We start from the raw sequence: 15,348 nt of genomic DNA on the forward strand, positions 1-15,348 counted from the left end.
AGGGGCTCAATGATGAGCAACGACAACTTGACGATGGAGCGCCACACGTGGGTCGCGTTCGGCTCGGCCGGGGCGATCGGTTCGGTCCACCGGGTCGTGGGTGGTTACACGTTCCGCTTGCTGCGTGACGAGCGCGAGCGCGCGACCTACCCGTCGCTCGAGGTCGCGAAGCGCGCGCTGCACGCGAGCCTCGTGCCCGGGTCGGAGTGGCCGGAGTTCCGCGAGCACTGACTCGTCTTCCCCGCCCCAGGGCGGTGCGAGGTCGCAGCATCCACGGATGCGGGCGACCTCGGTTTCTCGCGAGCCCGGGCGCCGAGACTCTCGGCATGACAGACACCATCACCATCGCCGGCGTAGTCGGCACCGTTCCGCGTCACGTGCTCACGGGCGCGGGACTCGCCATCACGAGCTTCAGGCTCGCCTCCACACAGCGCCGCTTCGATCGCGCTCAGAACAAGTGGGTCGACGGAGACACCAACTGGTTCACCGTCACGACCTTCCGCCAGCTCGCGCTCAACGTCGCGACATCCGTGAGTAAGGGTGACCGCGTCGTCGTGCTCGGCAGGGTGCGACTGCGGGATTGGCGGGCCGACGACAAGTCGGGGACAACGGTCGAGATCGAGGCCGATTCGCTCGGCCACGACCTCGCGTGGGGGTCGGCGGTGTGGTCGCGCTCGACGACGAATTCGGGCGCGGGCGAGTCCACCCCCTCCGCGGCGCCCCACGCTTCGGCGGGAGGGGGTGGCGCACCCCAGAGCGCGGCCGCGCACGATGCCCCGGCGAGCGTCGGTAGCGGCTCAGGCGAGGGCGCGGCGCAGAGCGAATGGGCGACCGCGTCGCTCGGTGACGGCGAGGTCTCCGAACCGCCGTTCTGAGTGAGCACGGCTCTCGGTCTCGAAGGTGAGAGCCCCACTACACTCGACCCGACGCGATCGCCTCCGATCGTGAGAGTCGGGAGTGCGTGGTGCGTCGCAGAGTCAACGAGAGTGGTCGGCGCGCGGTCCGAGGGCTCGCCCTCACGGGACTGATCGTCGCCGCGACCCTCGCCCTCGCGGGGTGTTCGACCGAGTCGCTCACGCCCGAGCCGTCGGCGAGCGCGGAGCCGACTCCGAGCCCGTCGGCGCCCGAGTCCGCCCCCGAACTCGTGCCCGACGGTTCGGCCGCCGACAACCGCGCCTACTTCGATCTCGTCAACTCCGATCTTCTCGACGACGGCGCACGCCCCGGAGGGCGACCCATCATCGACAATCTCGTCGAGGCGGGTTTCGACAAAGACCTCATGCAAGTGACGCCCGACGGCACGGTCACGGGCCTCGAAGCCGACTCCGTGCAGTTCTCGGTGCGGTTCGGCGATGAATGCCTCATCGGCCAGTCGAGCGCCTCCGGCTACTCGAGCAGCGTCGGGCCCGTCGTCGCCGAAACCCGATGCCTCCTCGGAGTGACCCGCGCCATCGACTGGTGACGACGCGCGGCGTTCGCGACGAGCGCGCGGCGAGATCGGAGCCGTGGGTCGGTGGCGAGGCTTCTCCCAAATAGACTGGGCAGATGGCCGAATACATTTACTCGATGGTGCGCGCCCGCAAGGCGGTCGGCGACAAGCTCATTCTCGACGACGTCACGATGTCGTTCCTCCCCGGAGCGAAGATCGGGGTCGTCGGGCCCAACGGTGCCGGAAAATCGACGATCCTCAAGATCATGGCGGGGCTCGACACCCCGAGCAACGGCGAAGCCCGACTGAGCCCCGGTTTCACGGTGGGCATCCTCATGCAGGAACCCGAACTCGACGAGTCGAAGACCGTGCTCGAGAACGTGCAAGAGGGCGTCGGGCCGATCAAGGCGAAACTCGACCGCTTCAACGAGGTCTCGGCCGCCATGGCCGACCCCGACGCCGACTTCGACGCGCTCCTGGCCGAAATGGGCACTCTGCAAGAAGAGATCGACGCGGCAGACGCGTGGGACCTCGACTCGCAGCTCGAGCAAGCGATGGATGCCTTGCGAACCCCTCCGGGCGACGCCTCCGTCACTAGCCTCTCCGGTGGAGAGAAGCGTCGCGTGGCCCTCACGAAGCTCCTGCTCTCGAAGCCCGACCTGTTGCTCCTCGACGAGCCCACCAACCACCTCGATGCCGAGAGTGTTCTGTGGCTCGAGCAGTTCCTCTCGAAGTACCCCGGCGCCGTGCTCGCCGTCACTCACGATCGGTACTTCCTCGACAACGTCGCGGAGTGGATCGCCGAGGTCGACCGCGGTCACCTCTACCCCTACGAGGGCAACTACTCGACCTACCTCGAGAAGAAGGGTGCCCGCCTCGAGGTGCAGGGCAAGAAAGACGCGAAGCTCGCGAAGCGCCTCTCGTCGGAACTCGAGTGGGTGCGGAGCAATGCGAAGGGCCGACAGGTCAAGTCCAAGGCGCGACTCGCGCGCTACGAGGAGATGGTCAACGAGGCGGAGAAGACCCGCAAACTCGACTTCGAGGAGCTCGTGATCCCCGTCGGGCCCCGCCTCGGCGCTCAGGTCATCGACGCGAAGAAGGTGCACAAGGCCTTCGGTGAGCGCGTGCTCATCGACAACCTCACCTTCACCCTTCCCCGCAACGGGATCGTCGGCGTCATCGGGCCCAACGGTGTCGGAAAGACGACCCTCTTCAAGACCATCACGGGCATCGAGCCCCTCGACGGCGGCGACCTGAAGATCGGCGAGACCGTCGACATCTCCTACGTCGACCAGGATCGCGGCGGAATCGACCCGAACAAGACGCTGTGGGAGGTCGTCTCCGACGGCCAGGACTTCATCCAGGTCGGCAAGACCGAGATCCCGTCGCGCGGCTACGTCTCGCAGTTCGGGTTCAAGGGTCCCGATCAGCAGAAGAAGGCGGGTGTGCTCTCCGGTGGTGAGCGCAACCGCCTCAACCTCGCGCTCACGCTCAAGCAGGGCGGCAACCTCCTCCTGCTCGACGAGCCCACCAACGACCTCGACGTCGAGACTCTCGGCAGCCTCGAGAACGCGCTCCTCGAGTTCCCCGGATGCGCCGTGGTCATCACTCACGATCGGTGGTTCCTCGACCGCATCGCGACGCACATCCTCGCCTACGAGGGCACGGCGGAAGACCCGGCCAACTGGTACTGGTATGAGGGCAACTTCGAGGCGTACGAGCAGAACAAGATCGAGCGGCTCGGGCCCGACGCGGCGAAGCCGAGCCGCGCGACCTACCGGAAGCTCACGCGGGACTGACGGCATGACCCGCATCCACGTCGACATCCCGCTCCGCTGGTCGGATTTCGACGCGTACGCCCACGTCAACAACGCCGAGATGCTGCGCTTGCTCGAGGAGGCGCGCATCCAGGCGTTCTGGCGACCCGACTCGGGGGCGGCACCCGCTGTAGCCACGGCCATCCTCGACGCTCGCCCCGGAGCCGAACTCATCAGCCTCATCGCGCGTCAGGAGATCGAGTACGTCGCCCCGATTCCCTACATGCGCGCGCCCATCGACATCGAGATGTGGATCGGACGCATCGGGGGAGCGAGTCTCGAGATCTGCTACGAGCTCTACTCGCCGAGCGGCGTGACCCCGCGCATCCTCTTCACCCGGGCGGCGACCACTCTCGTGATGGTCACGGCCGCGACGGGCAAACCGACGCGCATCAGCGACGAGCTCCGTGACGCGTGGAGTCCCTACCTCGAGGAGCCCGTCGTCTTCACCAAGCGCTCCTAGCCCAAAGAACGCAGTTTCCGCGAGCGTGCGCCGGATCCGGCGCACCCTCGCGGAAACTGTGTTCGGTGGGGGCGGTGGCAGGGGCGGGGTCACGCGCGCGGGGGGCGCACCATTCCCTCTTGCGCGACGCTCGCGAGCAAGCGACCCGCGCGGTCGAAGATGCGCCCGAGCGAGAGCCCGCGTCCTCCGATCGCGTTGGGTGACTCCTGCACGTAGAGCATCCACTCGTCGACCCTGCCGAACCGGTGCCACCACATCGCGTGGTCGAGGCTCGCGGCCTTGAGCCCCGGGGTCACCCACGCGAGACCGTGGCGCCGGAAGATCGGTTCGAGGATGGAGTAGTCGCTCGCGTAGGCGAGGGCGGCCCGGTGCAGGTTGGGGTCGTCGGGCAGCGTGCCGACCGCCTTGATCCACACGGCCTGGTGCGCCACGTGAGCGCCCTCGACGCTCAAGAAGATGGGCGAGGGGACATGCCTCATGTCGAAGGGGCGATCGTTGGCCCAGTACTTGGCCACGGGGTGGTCGAGCGCGCCGAGCACCTCGGCGGCACTCGGCAGCGATTCGGGGTCGGGGAGGTCGGCGGGCATCTCGACCTGGTGCTCGAGGCCGGCATCCTCGATCTGGAACGACGCGATCATCGAGAGGATGGGGCTGCCGTCCTGGTAGGCCTGCGTGCGCCGCGTCGAGAACGAGCGGCCGTCGTGGATGCGGTCGACCGAGAACGTGATCGGCAGCTCGACATCCCCGGGGCGCAGGAAATACCCGTGCATCGAGTGAACGAAGCGGTCGTCGGGGATCGTGCGCATGGCCGCGACGAGAGACTGGGCGAGCACTTGGCCACCGAACACCCGACCGAGCGGAACCCACTGGCTCGGCCCCGTGAAGATGTCTTCGCTCGTTCGCGCCCCCGTGTCGGTGAGGTCGAGGGCGGTCAGGAGCCCGGCGAGCGGATCGGCAGCGTGCTCAGCGGTGTGCGGCTGATCGGTGTGTGGCTGATCGGTCATGGTTCTCCCCGACTGTCGATCGTGCGTGTGCGATTGTGCGCGTGGAGGGCGTGCTCCCCCGCGCAGAGTATTTTAGAGGGCACATGAGCCGTGACTTCTCTCTCACCGATTCGCTTTCCCTCGCAGACCTCCAGGTCTTCCTCGGCCGGGCGGGTCGCGTCGACGACGGTTCCGTGCGCCTCACGGCGAGCGGTCGCGTGCTCGCGGCCTACGTCGCGGTGCTGTATCCGAGCGGGCTGCTCGACGAGTCCCCGACGGTGCTCGGGTTGCGTACCTTCGCTCTCACCGAACCCGCCGAGTTCGACGCCGTCGTGCCCGTGCGGGGGCTCCTCGACCGCATCGTGCGGCTGCAGAACGAGTCGGTCGACGCCACGGCCGCCGTGCGCGTGTCGGTTCCCCCCGAGGTTCTCACCGCCACGTGGGCGGCCATCTCCGCGCCTCGCGGGGGGTGGTCGTCGAACGGGTCGACGTCGAGCTCGGCACTCGAGGCGGCTGCTCGCGCGGGGATCGACGAGGTCGCTGCGGCGATCCCGTCCGGCACGGGCGAGCAGATCGTGCAGCGCGTGCGATCCGAGGTGTGGGGTCGCCCGCTCCCCGACAACGAGAGGGTCACGACGGGCGCGGCTTTCGCGGCATACTCGCTCGGTTTCCTCCCCGCCGTCGAGGGTCACGCCGCGGGGGATGTCGCTCCTGCCGCCGCGAGCGATGTCGCCGTGTTCGAGGCGGGACCGTGGACGCGCCTCTCGACCGATCGCGGCCACGTGCTCGTCAAGCGGAGGACGCGCTTGGGTCTCGCCTGAGCCTCCCGTCGGCTTTCACCCGGTCGGTGGTGCAGCCGGCGCCGGGCCGACGCCCGGGGGAGCCGCCCGCGCGTCGTCGGCGTCGAGGGCGATGCGTCCGAAGAGGAAGAGGATGATCGTCGCCGCGGGCGCCGCGATCTCCTCGCCGCGCCCGACCGTCCAGTCGGCGTCCGTCGCGCGCAGGGTGCGCCTCGTGACGATGGGTTTGACGGTGCTCGGGGCATGGAGCGAGCGCGCGACGGCGACCGCCCCCGACGCGACGGCGGGGACCGTGAGGGGCAGGCCGAGGGCGTGCGAGATGTCGTACCCGTGGACGACCGCTTCGGTGAGGTCGGCCAGATGCCCGCGACCTCGCCCTCGACCCTGACCGCTCTCGCTCGCCGAGACCCGTTCGCGAGCGAGGGAGCGGATGCTCGCGACGAGCTCCTCGGGCGTCGACCGCGCGGCTCGGCGGCTCAACTCGTCGACCACCCTCGAGGGCGGGATCCTCTCGCGGAACACCGCTCGAGCGCTCGACGTCGCGAGCTGAGTGACCGAGCTGCCGAGTCGCCACACGAGGTGACCGGCGACGTCGCGCACGCGCCATCCCTCGCACCTGCTGGGGGACTCCCACTCGGCGGGCTCGAGGCCCTCGAGGAGGTCGGCCACGACGTCGAGTGTCGACGCGGTGAGAGGCCGCCAGTCGCCGGTCACCCCGGTCTCGTCTGCGCCGCCGCTCTGACTGAACGGGAGGTGTCGGGAGATGTCGTTCATGAGCCCTCGATCGCACGTCGGTCGGTACACTCAGCCTAATGCGCACCCCCCGCCCGCTTCCCGTGTGGGCGGGCCGCACCGCGGTGCTCGTCGGCATCGTCCTCGTCGCGCTCAACCTCCGCACCGCGGTCGCCGCGATCTCGCCGATCGTCGCCGACATCCGCGCCGACATCGCGATCGACAGCGTCGGTCTCGGCCTCATCGGGGCGCTTCCGCCTGTCGCGTTCGCGATCTCCGGTCTCGTCGGCGGCTCGCTCGCGCGGCGCGTGGGTCTCGAGCGCCTCCTCGTGCTCTGCATCCTCGCGATGGCTCTCGGTCACGTCGCTCGGGGGCTCGCGCCGTCGTACGGCGGTTTGCTCGCCGGGAGCGTCGTCGCGTTCGCGGGTATCGGCCTCGCGAACATCCTCTTGCCGCCCCTCGTGAAACGCTATTTCCCCGATCGCATCGGGCTTCTGACGACCGTCTACGTGTCGATGATGTCGATCAGCACGGCCGTCTCGGCGTCTCTCGCGGCGCCGCTCGCCGACGCGGCGGGCTGGCGCTGGTCTCTCGGCGTGTGGGCGGCGCTCGCCGTGGCCGCGCTCGTGCCGTGGGTCGCCGTGCTCGCGTCGAATCGCGGCGAGCGGATGTCGTCGCGCAACGCCGGCACCGCCAGCGATGCCGACACCTCCACTTCCGCCGCCCCCGGCACCGACATCCCCGTCGCGCCGACGGGCCGTCTCGCGGGGCCGGTGTGGCGCTCGCGCACGGCGTGGGCCGTCTCCGCGGTGTTCGCGCTGTCGTCGCTCAACGCCTACGCCGCGTTCTCGTGGCTGCCGCAGATCCTCACCGACGTGTCGGGGGTCACGCCCCTCGAGGCGGGAGCGCTCCTCGCCGTCTACGGTCTCGTCGGGCTGCCCGCGGCCATCCTGCTCCCGCCCCTCGTCGTGCGGGCGCGGTCGGTGACGCCGCTCGTGTTCGCGGGCATCGCGTGTTTCATCGGAGGGTACGCCGGCCTCCTGCTCGCGCCGACCGCCGTGCCGCTCCTGTGGGTCGTTCTCGCCGGCGCAGGTCCGCTCCTGTTTCCCGTCGCGATCGTGCTCATCAACCTCCGCTCCCGCACGGCGGCGGGCTCGGTCGCCATGAGCGGCTTCGTTCAGGGCGTCGGCTACACCGTGGGGGCACTCGGTCCCCTCGCCGTGGGGCTCCTCCACGACGCGACCGGTTCGTGGACGGTGCCGCTTCTCGTGCTCATCGCGACCGCCGTCGCGTGCATCGTCCCCGCGATCGCCCTCGGCCGTGTCGCGTTCGTCGAAGACGAGGTCGAGAGGCGCTGAGGCGCTGAGACGCTGAGACGCTGAGACGCTGAGACGCTGAGACGCTGAGGTGCTGGGGCGGCGCATCGGCCGTCGTCGGGCGCCTCAGTCGATGTGGCTCTCGCGGTGCACGAGCGCGGCCGCGCCGATGAGGGGGCCGTCGCTCGAGAGCGCGCTCGGCACGACGCGCACTTTGGTCACGAACCCGAACACCGCTCGAGACGCCACAGCAGTGCGGATGTGGGCGAAGAGGTCGGGTGTCACGAGCGAGAACCCGCCCCCGATCGCGACGACATCGAGGTCGACGAGGGCAGTGGCGGAGGCGATCGCCTGACCGATCGCGCGGCCCGACCGTTCCACGGCCGCACGAGCCGTCTCGTCTCCGGCGGCGTAGTCCGCCGCGAGCTCTTCCCCGCTCGTTCCCGACCAGCCCCGGCTGCGCGCCCAGCGCACCGTGTTGGGGCCCGACGCGATGGCCTCGACGCATCCGATGCCGCCGCACGCGCACGGGTCGTCGAAGCCCGCGACCTCGACGTGGCCGATGTGGCCCGCGTTGCCCGTCGGTCCGGTGACGGTGCGCCCGCCGAGGATGAGGCCGCCGCCGATCCCCGTCGACACGATCATGCCCATGACATTGTCGATGCCCCGCGCCGCGCCGATCCACTGCTCGGCGAGGGTGATGCACAGGCCGTCCATGCGCAGTCTGACCTCGGGGGCGGGCACGAGGTCGGCGATGAAGTCGCGCAGCGGGAAGTCGCGCCAGACGGGGAGATTGAGGGGCGAGATGAGGCCGGCGTGTTCGGTGATGGGGCCGGCGGCGCCGATGCCGACACCGACGAGATCCGCGCCCGCCGGCACCCTCGCGAGGGTCGCGAGCACCGACGACCGCACGGATTCGGCGAGTTCGTCGCTCGTTCGGGCGGGGCCCGTGCCGCCGCGGAACCGGCTGCCCTCGACGACGAGCCCCGCGGAGTCGACGAGGGCCGACTCGACCTTGGTGCCCCCGAAGTCGACCGCGAGAGCGAGCGCCGGCCTCATGCGCGCGTCATCCTCGACGGCGAGCTGGGGAGTGGATGTGTCGACGGTGACGGCGTGCCCATGGCCCGAGCTTAGGGGTGGTTCGATCCGGGTGCGCGGAGTCGTGACGGCCCGATCGGCCCACCGTGCGCTGTCGGTCGCCGCGCGTACAGTGGGCGCGTGACCGACCCGACCGTCGCCCTGTCCCACCTCGTCGAGCTTCCGCGCTCGATCGTGTGGGATGCCCTCGTCGACCCCGACCTCGTCGCCGGGTGGCTCGGCGAGGCACGCATCGACCCTCGCGTCGGTGGGGCGTTCGACCTCGCGTGGGTCGCGATCGTCGACAGCGCACCCCTGAGCGGTCGCATCACGGTCTTCGACGAGCCCGCGCGATTCGCTGTCGAGAGCGACACGTTCGGACTCCTCGAGTTCGCGCTCGAGGAGGTCGCGGGCGGCTCCCGCGGCACGTCGACCGTGATCACTCTCGAGATCACCGCGCCCATCGAGCCGGCGTTCGTCCCGCGCGCGACCGAACGGTGGCAGCTCGCCCTCGCCCAGCTCTCCGACCTCGTGCGCGGTCATCCGGTGCTCTGGCGACGTGACGAGGGGGTGGCAGACGCCGCGCTGTCACCGGAGCACGCGAGCGATCGAGCGAGCGATGAGGCAGAATTGACTGTCGCCGCTCTCCCCGGGAGACTGCCCGGCCGGCTCGCACACGATCACCAAGGACTCGGTACACCCGATGACAGCTCACACCCGCACCGCCCTCGCTCCCGCTGAACGCGCGGTCGACCTCATCGGAGGGGACCTCACCGAGAAGAGCCTGCGACTGCACCTCGAGGGGCTTCCGGGCGTCGACGCCGTCGGCCTCGAGGCGCGCGCCGCCTCGCTCGGGTCGCGCTCGATCAAGGCCTCGTCGAAGGCCGCAGCGCTCGACACGATCATCAGGCTCATCGACCTCACGACTCTCGAGGGTGCCGACACCCCGGGCAAGGTCAGGTCGCTCGTCGCGAAGGCGATGACCCCGGATGCCGGCGACCCCGCCACTCCGCGCGTCGCGGCCGTGTGCGTCTACGGTGACATGGTCGGCGACGCCGTGGCCGCACTCGGCTCCGCCCACTCCGCCGGTCGAGACGGCGGCATCAATGTCGCCGCGGTCGCGACGGCGTTCCCGAGCGGCCGTGCGTCGCTCGCGGTCAAGCTCGCCGACACCGCGGAGGCCGTCGCGGCCGGGGCCGACGAAATCGACATGGTCATCGACCGCGGCGCCTTCCTCGCGGGTCGCTACGGTCTCGTCTTCGACCAGATCGTCGCGGTCAAGGAGGCGTGCCGTCGCGGCGACGGGAGCTTCGCCCACCTCAAGGTCATCCTCGAGACCGGCGAACTCACGACCTACGACAACGTGCGCCGGGCGTCGTGGCTCTCGATCCTCGCGGGCGGCGATTTCATCAAGACCTCGACGGGCAAGGTCGCCCCCGCCGCGACCCTCCCCGTGACACTCCTCATGCTCCAGGTCGTGGCCGATTGGCACCGACTCACGGGCGAGAAGATCGGCGTGAAACCCGCCGGCGGCATCCGCACGTCGAAAGACGCCATCAAGTACCTCGTAACGGTCGCCGAGACGGTGGGGGAGGAGTGGCTCGAACCCCACCTGTTCCGCTTCGGAGCGTCGAGCCTCCTCAACGACGTGCTCTTGCAGCGGCAGAAGCTCTCCACCGGCCGGTACTCCGGCTCCGACTACGTGACGATGGACTGACGATGACTTTTCTCGACTACGCCCCCGCTCCCGAATCGACCGCGGTGCTCAACCTCAAGGAGTCCTACGGGCTCTTCATCAACGGCGAGTTCGTCGACGGCCACGGTGAGCCGTTCGCGACCATCTCGCCGTCGACCGAGAAGCACATCGCGAGCATCGCCCAGGCCGACGCCTCAGACGTCGACGTCGCTGTCGCCGCGGCCCGCAAGGCCTACGACCGCACGTGGTCGCGCCTGTCGGGCGCCGATCGCGGAAAGTACCTCTTCCGCATCGCTCGGCTCGTGCAGGAGCGGGCCCGCGAGCTCGCGGTCGCCGAGAGCCTCGACAACGGCAAGCCCATCAAAGAGAGCCGGGACGTCGACATCCCTCTCGTCGCTGCGTGGTTCTTCTACTACGCGGGCTGGGCAGACAAGCTCGACCACGCCGGGGTCGGCCCCTCACCTCGCCCTCTCGGTGTCGCCGCGCAAGTGATCCCGTGGAACTTCCCGCTGCTCATGCTCGCGTGGAAGATCGCGCCGGCGCTCGCCGCGGGCAACACCGTCGTGCTCAAGCCCGCCGAGACGACCCCGCTCACGGCCCTGCTCTTCGCCGAGATCCTCCAGCAGGCAGACCTACCCGCGGGGGTCGTCAACATCATCACGGGTGCGGGCGACACCGGCGCAGCGCTCGTCAACCACCCGGGCGTCGACAAGGTCGCGTTCACGGGGTCGACGGCCGTCGGCCGGGCCATCGCGCGGTCGACCGCGGGAACCGGCAAGAAGCTCACCCTCGAGCTCGGCGGCAAGGCGGCCAACATCGTCTTCGACGACGCCCCGCTCGACCAGGCGATCGAGGGCATCGTCGACGGGATCTTCTTCAACCAGGGTCAGGTGTGTTGCGCGGGGTCGAGACTGCTCGTGCAGGAGAACATCCACGACGAGGTCGTCGACAGGCTCAAGAGCCGTCTCGAGACTCTGCGCGTCGGCGACCCCCTCGACAAGAACACGGATGTCGGCGCCATCAACTCCCGGGCGCAGCTCGACCGCATCCGCGAGCTCAGCGACGTCGGAGAGGCGGAGGGGGCGGAGCGTTGGAGCCCCGCGTGCGAGCTCCCCGAGAACGGGTTCTGGTTCGCGCCGACGATCTTCACGGGCGTCTCCACGAGTCACCGCATCGCGCGCGACGAGATCTTCGGGCCCGTGTTGAGCGTGCTCACCTTCCGCACCCCCGCCGAGGCGATCGCGAAGGCGAACAACACCCCCTACGGCCTCTCCGCAGGAATCTGGAGCGACAAGGGGAGCCGCATCCTCGCCGTCGCCGACAAGCTCCGCGCGGGTGTCGTCTGGGCCAACACCTTCAACAAGTTCGACCCCGCGAGCCCCTTCGGTGGCTACAAGGAGTCGGGCTACGGGCGCGAGGGTGGCAGGCACGGCCTCGCCGCGTACCTCGAGCCGACCGGATGGTCGGCGCACGCCGTCGCGACAGGAGACTCCGAATGACCCGCATCGCCGTGCCGAAGACCTACAAGCTCTACATCGGCGGCAAATTCCCTCGCAGCGAGTCGGGTCGTGTCTACGAGATCCAGTCGTCGAAGGGCGCCTTCCTCGCGAATGCCGCGAAGGCGTCGCGCAAAGACGCGAGAGATGCCGTCGTCGCCGCACGCTCAGCGCTGTCGGGCTGGTCGGGAGCGACGGGATACAACCGCGGTCAGGTGCTCTACCGCATCGCCGAGCTCCTCGAGGGCCGCCGGGCGCAGTTCGTCGACGAGATCCGCTCCAGTGAGGGAGTGAGCGCCTCCGCCGCCGAGAAGCACGTCGACGCCGCCATCGACACCTGGGTCTGGTACGCCGGGTGGGCAGACAAATACACGCAGGTCGCCGGGGGCGCGAACGCCGTGAGCGGTCCGTACTTCAACATCTCGGTGCCCGAGCCCACCGGCGTCGTGGCCATCGTCGCGCCGCAGGCGTCGTCTCTGCTCGGGCTCGTGAGCGTCGTCGCTCCCGCGATCGTGTCGGGAAACACCGTCGTCGTGATCGCGAGTGAGCCCGCTCCGCTGAGCGCGATCAGCCTGAGCGAGGTACTCGCGACGAGCGACGTGCCCGGCGGCGTCATCAACATCCTCACGGGGTCGCCCGCCGAGATCGCGCCGTGGCTCGCGAGCCACGCCGACGTCAACGCTCTCGACCTCGCGGGAGCGGAGTCGCTCGAGTGGGTCGACCTCCAGATCGCCGCGGCCGAGACGCTCAAGCGAGTGCTCCCGCCTGTGACCGGGGTGCCGCGGGCGTCGCTCGAGCGCGTGACGTTCTTCACCGAGACCAAAACGGTGTGGCACACGAAGGCCCTCCTCTAGCCCGCCGCACGGATCGTTTTGCCAGGTGCGCGCCCGTGCGGCCGGTCTACAGTCGGTCTCATGAGGATGCTCGTCACGGGGGCCACCGGGTACATCGGTGGCCGACTCGTTCCCAAACTGCTCGAATCCGGCCACGACGTTCGCGCGTTCGTGCGCAACCCGGCGAAGATGCGTGACGTGCCCTGGGCGCGCGACGTCGAGGTCGTCGTCGGCGATCTCGGCGATCGGGACAGTCTCGCCGAGGCCATGCGCGATGTCGATGTCGTCTACTACCTCGTGCACGGCATGGGGTCGGGGGGCGACTTCGAGACCGCGGAGCGGGAGTCGGCGATGAACGTCGCGCGCGCCGCGCGGGCCGCGGGTGTCGCCCGCATCGTCTACCTCGGAGGCCTGCACCCCGACGGCGAGCTCTCGCCGCACTTGCGGTCGCGCGCCGAGGTCGGGCGTATCCTCATCGAGTCGGGGGTGCCGACGGCCGCACTGCAGGCGGGGGTCGTCATCGGCTCGGGCTCGGCGTCATTCGAGATGATCCGCCACCTCACCGACGTCTTGCCCTACATGCCCGCGCCCCGGTGGGTGCGCAACTTCATCCAGCCCATCGCCGTGCGCGACGTGTTGCACTACCTCGTCGAGTCGGCCACTCTCCCGCCCGAGGTCAACCGCACCTTCGACATCGGCGGGCCGGACGTCTTGAGGTACGGACAGATGATGAACGGCTACGCCCTCGAGGCGGGCCTCAAGCAGCGTCCCATCGCGGCGCTGCCCGTGCTCACGCCGTGGCTCGCCTCGCAGTGGGTCAACCTCGTCACGCCGATCCCGCGGTCGCTCGCCGTGCCCATCATCGCCTCGCTGCAGTACGACTGCGTCATCCACGAGCACGACATCGGCTCCTACATCCCCGAGCCCGAGGGCGGCCTCACTCCCTATCGTCGTGCGGTGCGGCTCGCGCTCGAGCGCGTTCGCGACGGCGAGGTCGAGACGAGCTGGCAGAACTCCTCGGTCGACGGTGCTCCCGCGAACCTGCTCCCGAGCGACCCGGACTGGACGGGCCACACGGTCTACGTCGACCTCAAGTCCAAGACGACGGATGCTCCCGTCGAATCGCTCTGGCGGGTCATCGAGGGTATCGGCGGCGACAACGGGTGGTACTCCCTCCCGGTGGCGTGGGCGGCGCGCGGTGTTCTCGACAAGCTCGTCGGGGGAGTGGGCTTGCGCCGGGGCCGTCGCAATGCCGAACGACTCAGCAGCGGAGACGCCCTCGACTTCTGGAGGGTTGAGAAGATCGACCACGGTCGCTTCTTGCGACTGCGGGCCGAGATGAAGCTCCCCGGCCGAGCGTGGCTCGAACTCTCGGCCGACCCCACAGACGACGGCGGGTCGCACTACACCCAGCGCGCGGTGTTCTTCCCGACCGGACTCGGGGGCCGCCTCTACTGGTTCGCGATCCTGCCGTTCCACGGCATTATCTTCGAGTCGATGGCGGCCAAGATCACCCAGAAGGCTCTCGCGGACACCCCGTCTCCGACGCCGGCGAACGTGTGACGCCGGGCGGCCTCGCGCCGCCCAACTGGTGATTCACATCCCACTCGACCACAATGGGATGACGCTGCCCCCAGGGGCGACAACCGGTGAGGGTACTTCCATGACCGAACATTCCAACGGCGGCACCGAGTCCGCTTCGTACAACGACGAGCGCGAGACCGTGGCTTTCCTCGGCGACAGCCTCACCCGCGAGGGTGACTGGCAGGAGTGGTTCCCCGACGTCAACGCGATCAACATGGGTGTCGGCGGCGACCGCACCGACGACGTGCTCGATCGGCTCGACGAGGTCGTCGCAGCCCACCCCGATGAGATCCTGCTGCTCATCGGCACGAACGACCTCGGCATGAAGCAGAGCGTCGAGCACCTCGTGCGCAACGCGCAGTCTGTGTGCGTGCACTTGCGCAAAGAGCTCCCGGGATCACGGATGCTCGTGCAGTCGATCCTGCCCCGCGCGCGCGAGTACGCGCAGCGCATCCAGGAGGCCAACATCCACTTGCGCCAGTTCTCGTCGACGGTCAACGCGCAGTTCCTCGACCTGTGGCCGGCTCTCGCTCTCGATGACGGCGAGCTCAACCCGGCGTTCTCCGACGACCGCCTGCACCTCAACTCCGCGGGCTACGAGGCGTGGCTCGCCGAGCTTCGACCGGCGCTCGCGCGGTTGCGTGAAGCACCCCCGATGACGACGCCCATCCAGATCATCCGACCCGACCAGTACGCGCGGCCCGAACCGCTCTGATCGAATGGGTAGCCTGGCGGAATGACCACCTACCCCACACCGGAATTCCGGCGCACGGCGCTGCCGCCGAGCATCCTCGCGTCGATCGTGCTCATCGCGGGCATCCTGCTCCTCGGGACCGGCGGTTTCGTGTGGATCCTCTACGCCGTGAGCATCCTCGCCCTCATCGTGCTCGTCTTCACCTGGCAGGCGCGCCAGTGGTGGTGGATTCCCGTGCTCGCGGCGATCGCGGTCGCGTGGAACCCCGTCGTGGTCTTCGACTTCTCCGGACCGGTGTGGCTCGGCGCCCAATTCCTCGCCGCCCTGCTCTTCGTCATCATCGGGTCGACGGTCAAGGTCGCGAACCCCGACGCCCCGAGGCGGCGCTCGCCGGGCTGACCCGGTCTCGGCCCTGCCCTCGAGGGGTG

The 15,348-nt window shown here is 69.4% G+C and carries 17 protein-coding genes; 14 read left to right on the forward strand and 3 right to left on the reverse strand.

The genetic code is table 11. The annotated features are described in order from the left end of the window. Positions 1-12 precede the first annotated feature (12 nt). The 5 genes from ACLHG5_RS01875 (at position 13) to ACLHG5_RS01895 (ending at position 3,709) form a co-directional block, all read left to right on the forward strand. Positions 13-231 (forward strand): methyltransferase, encoded by a 219-nt coding sequence (locus tag ACLHG5_RS01875; RefSeq protein ID WP_411315894.1) that lies wholly within the window; start codon positions 13-15, stop codon positions 229-231. Between the two features lie 95 nt (positions 232-326). Further along, positions 327-875 carry a single-stranded DNA-binding protein gene (locus ACLHG5_RS01880; protein ID WP_411315893.1) on the forward strand — a complete coding sequence of 183 codons (549 nt, stop codon included), beginning with the start codon at positions 327-329 and terminating at the stop codon, positions 873-875. A gap of 86 nt (positions 876-961) precedes the next feature. Next, positions 962-1,462 carry a DUF6993 domain-containing protein gene (locus tag ACLHG5_RS01885; RefSeq protein WP_411315892.1) on the forward strand — a complete coding sequence of 167 codons (501 nt, stop codon included), beginning with the start codon at positions 962-964 and terminating at the stop codon, positions 1,460-1,462. Positions 1,463-1,545: 83 nt separating this feature from the next. Then, positions 1,546-3,228, forward strand: coding sequence for an energy-dependent translational throttle protein EttA (ettA, locus tag ACLHG5_RS01890; protein ID WP_411317697.1), 1,683 nt, complete (start codon positions 1,546-1,548; stop codon positions 3,226-3,228). Positions 3,229-3,232: 4 nt separating this feature from the next. Beyond that, on the forward strand, positions 3,233-3,709 hold the full coding sequence (locus ACLHG5_RS01895) for an acyl-CoA thioesterase (protein ID WP_411315890.1): 477 nt from the start codon (positions 3,233-3,235) through the stop codon (positions 3,707-3,709). 89 nt (positions 3,710-3,798) lie between these two features. Here ACLHG5_RS01895 and ACLHG5_RS01900 read toward each other — a convergent pair whose 3' ends face one another. Then, on the reverse strand, positions 3,799-4,713 hold the full coding sequence (locus tag ACLHG5_RS01900; RefSeq protein WP_411317698.1) for an acyl-CoA thioesterase: 915 nt from the start codon (positions 4,711-4,713) through the stop codon (positions 3,799-3,801). A gap of 83 nt (positions 4,714-4,796) precedes the next feature. On the opposite strand from ACLHG5_RS01900, the gene ACLHG5_RS01905 reads away from it, so the two are divergent. Further along, a complete protein-coding gene (locus tag ACLHG5_RS01905; protein WP_411317699.1) occupies positions 4,797-5,513 on the forward strand; it encodes a hypothetical protein in 717 nt (238 codons plus the stop codon). Positions 5,514-5,528: 15 nt separating this feature from the next. Here ACLHG5_RS01905 and ACLHG5_RS01910 read toward each other — a convergent pair whose 3' ends face one another. Continuing rightward, positions 5,529-6,266: a maleylpyruvate isomerase family mycothiol-dependent enzyme gene (locus tag ACLHG5_RS01910; RefSeq protein ID WP_411317700.1), complete on the reverse strand. Its 738-nt coding sequence runs from the start codon at positions 6,264-6,266 to the stop codon at positions 5,529-5,531. Positions 6,267-6,304: 38 nt separating this feature from the next. Here ACLHG5_RS01910 and ACLHG5_RS01915 point away from each other — a divergent pair, with 38 nt between their 5' ends. Beyond that, entirely contained in the window at positions 6,305-7,582 is a 1,278-nt protein-coding gene (locus ACLHG5_RS01915) for an MFS transporter (protein ID WP_411317701.1), read from the forward strand. Positions 7,583-7,666: 84 nt separating this feature from the next. Here the strand turns inward: ACLHG5_RS01915 and ACLHG5_RS01920 are convergent, their stop codons facing one another. Then, positions 7,667-8,599, reverse strand: coding sequence for an ROK family protein (locus ACLHG5_RS01920; RefSeq protein ID WP_411315885.1), 933 nt, complete (start codon positions 8,597-8,599; stop codon positions 7,667-7,669). A gap of 159 nt (positions 8,600-8,758) precedes the next feature. Between ACLHG5_RS01920 and ACLHG5_RS01925 the strand changes: the two genes are divergently transcribed. The 7 genes from ACLHG5_RS01925 (at position 8,759) to ACLHG5_RS01955 (ending at position 15,319) form a co-directional block, all read left to right on the forward strand. After that, on the forward strand, positions 8,759-9,358 hold the full coding sequence (locus ACLHG5_RS01925; RefSeq protein ID WP_411317702.1) for an SRPBCC domain-containing protein: 600 nt from the start codon (positions 8,759-8,761) through the stop codon (positions 9,356-9,358). Next, positions 9,321-10,334, forward strand: coding sequence for a deoxyribose-phosphate aldolase (gene deoC / locus ACLHG5_RS01930; RefSeq protein ID WP_411317703.1), 1,014 nt, complete (start codon positions 9,321-9,323; stop codon positions 10,332-10,334). Before ACLHG5_RS01925 ends, deoC begins: the two co-directional genes overlap by 38 nt. Before the next feature lie 2 nt (positions 10,335-10,336). Further along, positions 10,337-11,812 carry an aldehyde dehydrogenase family protein gene (locus ACLHG5_RS01935; RefSeq protein WP_411317704.1) on the forward strand — a complete coding sequence of 492 codons (1,476 nt, stop codon included), beginning with the start codon at positions 10,337-10,339 and terminating at the stop codon, positions 11,810-11,812. Continuing rightward, positions 11,809-12,663, forward strand: a complete 855-nt coding sequence (locus tag ACLHG5_RS01940) for an aldehyde dehydrogenase family protein (RefSeq protein WP_411315880.1) — start codon at positions 11,809-11,811, stop codon at positions 12,661-12,663. Before ACLHG5_RS01935 ends, ACLHG5_RS01940 begins: the two co-directional genes overlap by 4 nt. A 60-nt stretch (positions 12,664-12,723) precedes the next feature. Further along, complete coding sequence (locus ACLHG5_RS01945) at positions 12,724-14,205, forward strand: SDR family oxidoreductase (protein WP_411317705.1); 1,482 nt, start codon at positions 12,724-12,726, stop codon at positions 14,203-14,205. 100 nt (positions 14,206-14,305) lie between these two features. Further along, on the forward strand, positions 14,306-14,941 hold the full coding sequence (locus ACLHG5_RS01950; RefSeq protein ID WP_411315878.1) for a GDSL-type esterase/lipase family protein: 636 nt from the start codon (positions 14,306-14,308) through the stop codon (positions 14,939-14,941). A gap of 21 nt (positions 14,942-14,962) precedes the next feature. Continuing rightward, positions 14,963-15,319: a DUF6804 family protein gene (locus tag ACLHG5_RS01955; RefSeq protein ID WP_411315877.1), complete on the forward strand. Its 357-nt coding sequence runs from the start codon at positions 14,963-14,965 to the stop codon at positions 15,317-15,319. The last annotated feature ends 29 nt before the right edge of the window (positions 15,320-15,348 follow it).

The sequence above is a fragment of the Marisediminicola sp. LYQ85 genome (genome assembly GCF_046600695.1).
Classification (GTDB): domain Bacteria; phylum Actinomycetota; class Actinomycetes; order Actinomycetales; family Microbacteriaceae; genus Marisediminicola.

Excerpts from the sequence above, each read along its gene's own strand:
- ACLHG5_RS01875 (WP_411315894.1), top strand. The coding sequence starts at position 13 with ATGAGCAACGACAACTTGACGATGGAGCGCCACACGTGGGTCGCGTTC.
- ACLHG5_RS01935 (WP_411317704.1), top strand. The coding sequence starts at position 10,337 with ATGACTTTTCTCGACTACGCCCCCGCTCCCGAATCGACCGCGGTGCTC.
- ACLHG5_RS01955 (WP_411315877.1), top strand. The coding sequence starts at position 14,963 with ATGACCACCTACCCCACACCGGAATTCCGGCGCACGGCGCTGCCGCCG.
- ACLHG5_RS01900 (WP_411317698.1), bottom strand. The coding sequence starts at position 4,713 with ATGACCGATCAGCCACACACCGATCAGCCGCACACCGCTGAGCACGCT.
- ACLHG5_RS01905 (WP_411317699.1), top strand. The coding sequence starts at position 4,797 with ATGAGCCGTGACTTCTCTCTCACCGATTCGCTTTCCCTCGCAGACCTC.
- deoC (WP_411317703.1), top strand. The coding sequence starts at position 9,321 with ATGACAGCTCACACCCGCACCGCCCTCGCTCCCGCTGAACGCGCGGTC.
- ACLHG5_RS01940 (WP_411315880.1), top strand. The coding sequence starts at position 11,809 with ATGACCCGCATCGCCGTGCCGAAGACCTACAAGCTCTACATCGGCGGC.
- ACLHG5_RS01915 (WP_411317701.1), top strand. The coding sequence starts at position 6,305 with ATGCGCACCCCCCGCCCGCTTCCCGTGTGGGCGGGCCGCACCGCGGTG.
- ACLHG5_RS01910 (WP_411317700.1), bottom strand. The coding sequence starts at position 6,266 with ATGAACGACATCTCCCGACACCTCCCGTTCAGTCAGAGCGGCGGCGCA.
- ettA (WP_411317697.1), top strand. The coding sequence starts at position 1,546 with ATGGCCGAATACATTTACTCGATGGTGCGCGCCCGCAAGGCGGTCGGC.
- ACLHG5_RS01880 (WP_411315893.1), top strand. The coding sequence starts at position 327 with ATGACAGACACCATCACCATCGCCGGCGTAGTCGGCACCGTTCCGCGT.
- ACLHG5_RS01945 (WP_411317705.1), top strand. The coding sequence starts at position 12,724 with ATGAGGATGCTCGTCACGGGGGCCACCGGGTACATCGGTGGCCGACTC.
- ACLHG5_RS01920 (WP_411315885.1), bottom strand. The coding sequence starts at position 8,599 with ATGAGGCCGGCGCTCGCTCTCGCGGTCGACTTCGGGGGCACCAAGGTC.
- ACLHG5_RS01950 (WP_411315878.1), top strand. The coding sequence starts at position 14,306 with ATGACCGAACATTCCAACGGCGGCACCGAGTCCGCTTCGTACAACGAC.
- ACLHG5_RS01895 (WP_411315890.1), top strand. The coding sequence starts at position 3,233 with ATGACCCGCATCCACGTCGACATCCCGCTCCGCTGGTCGGATTTCGAC.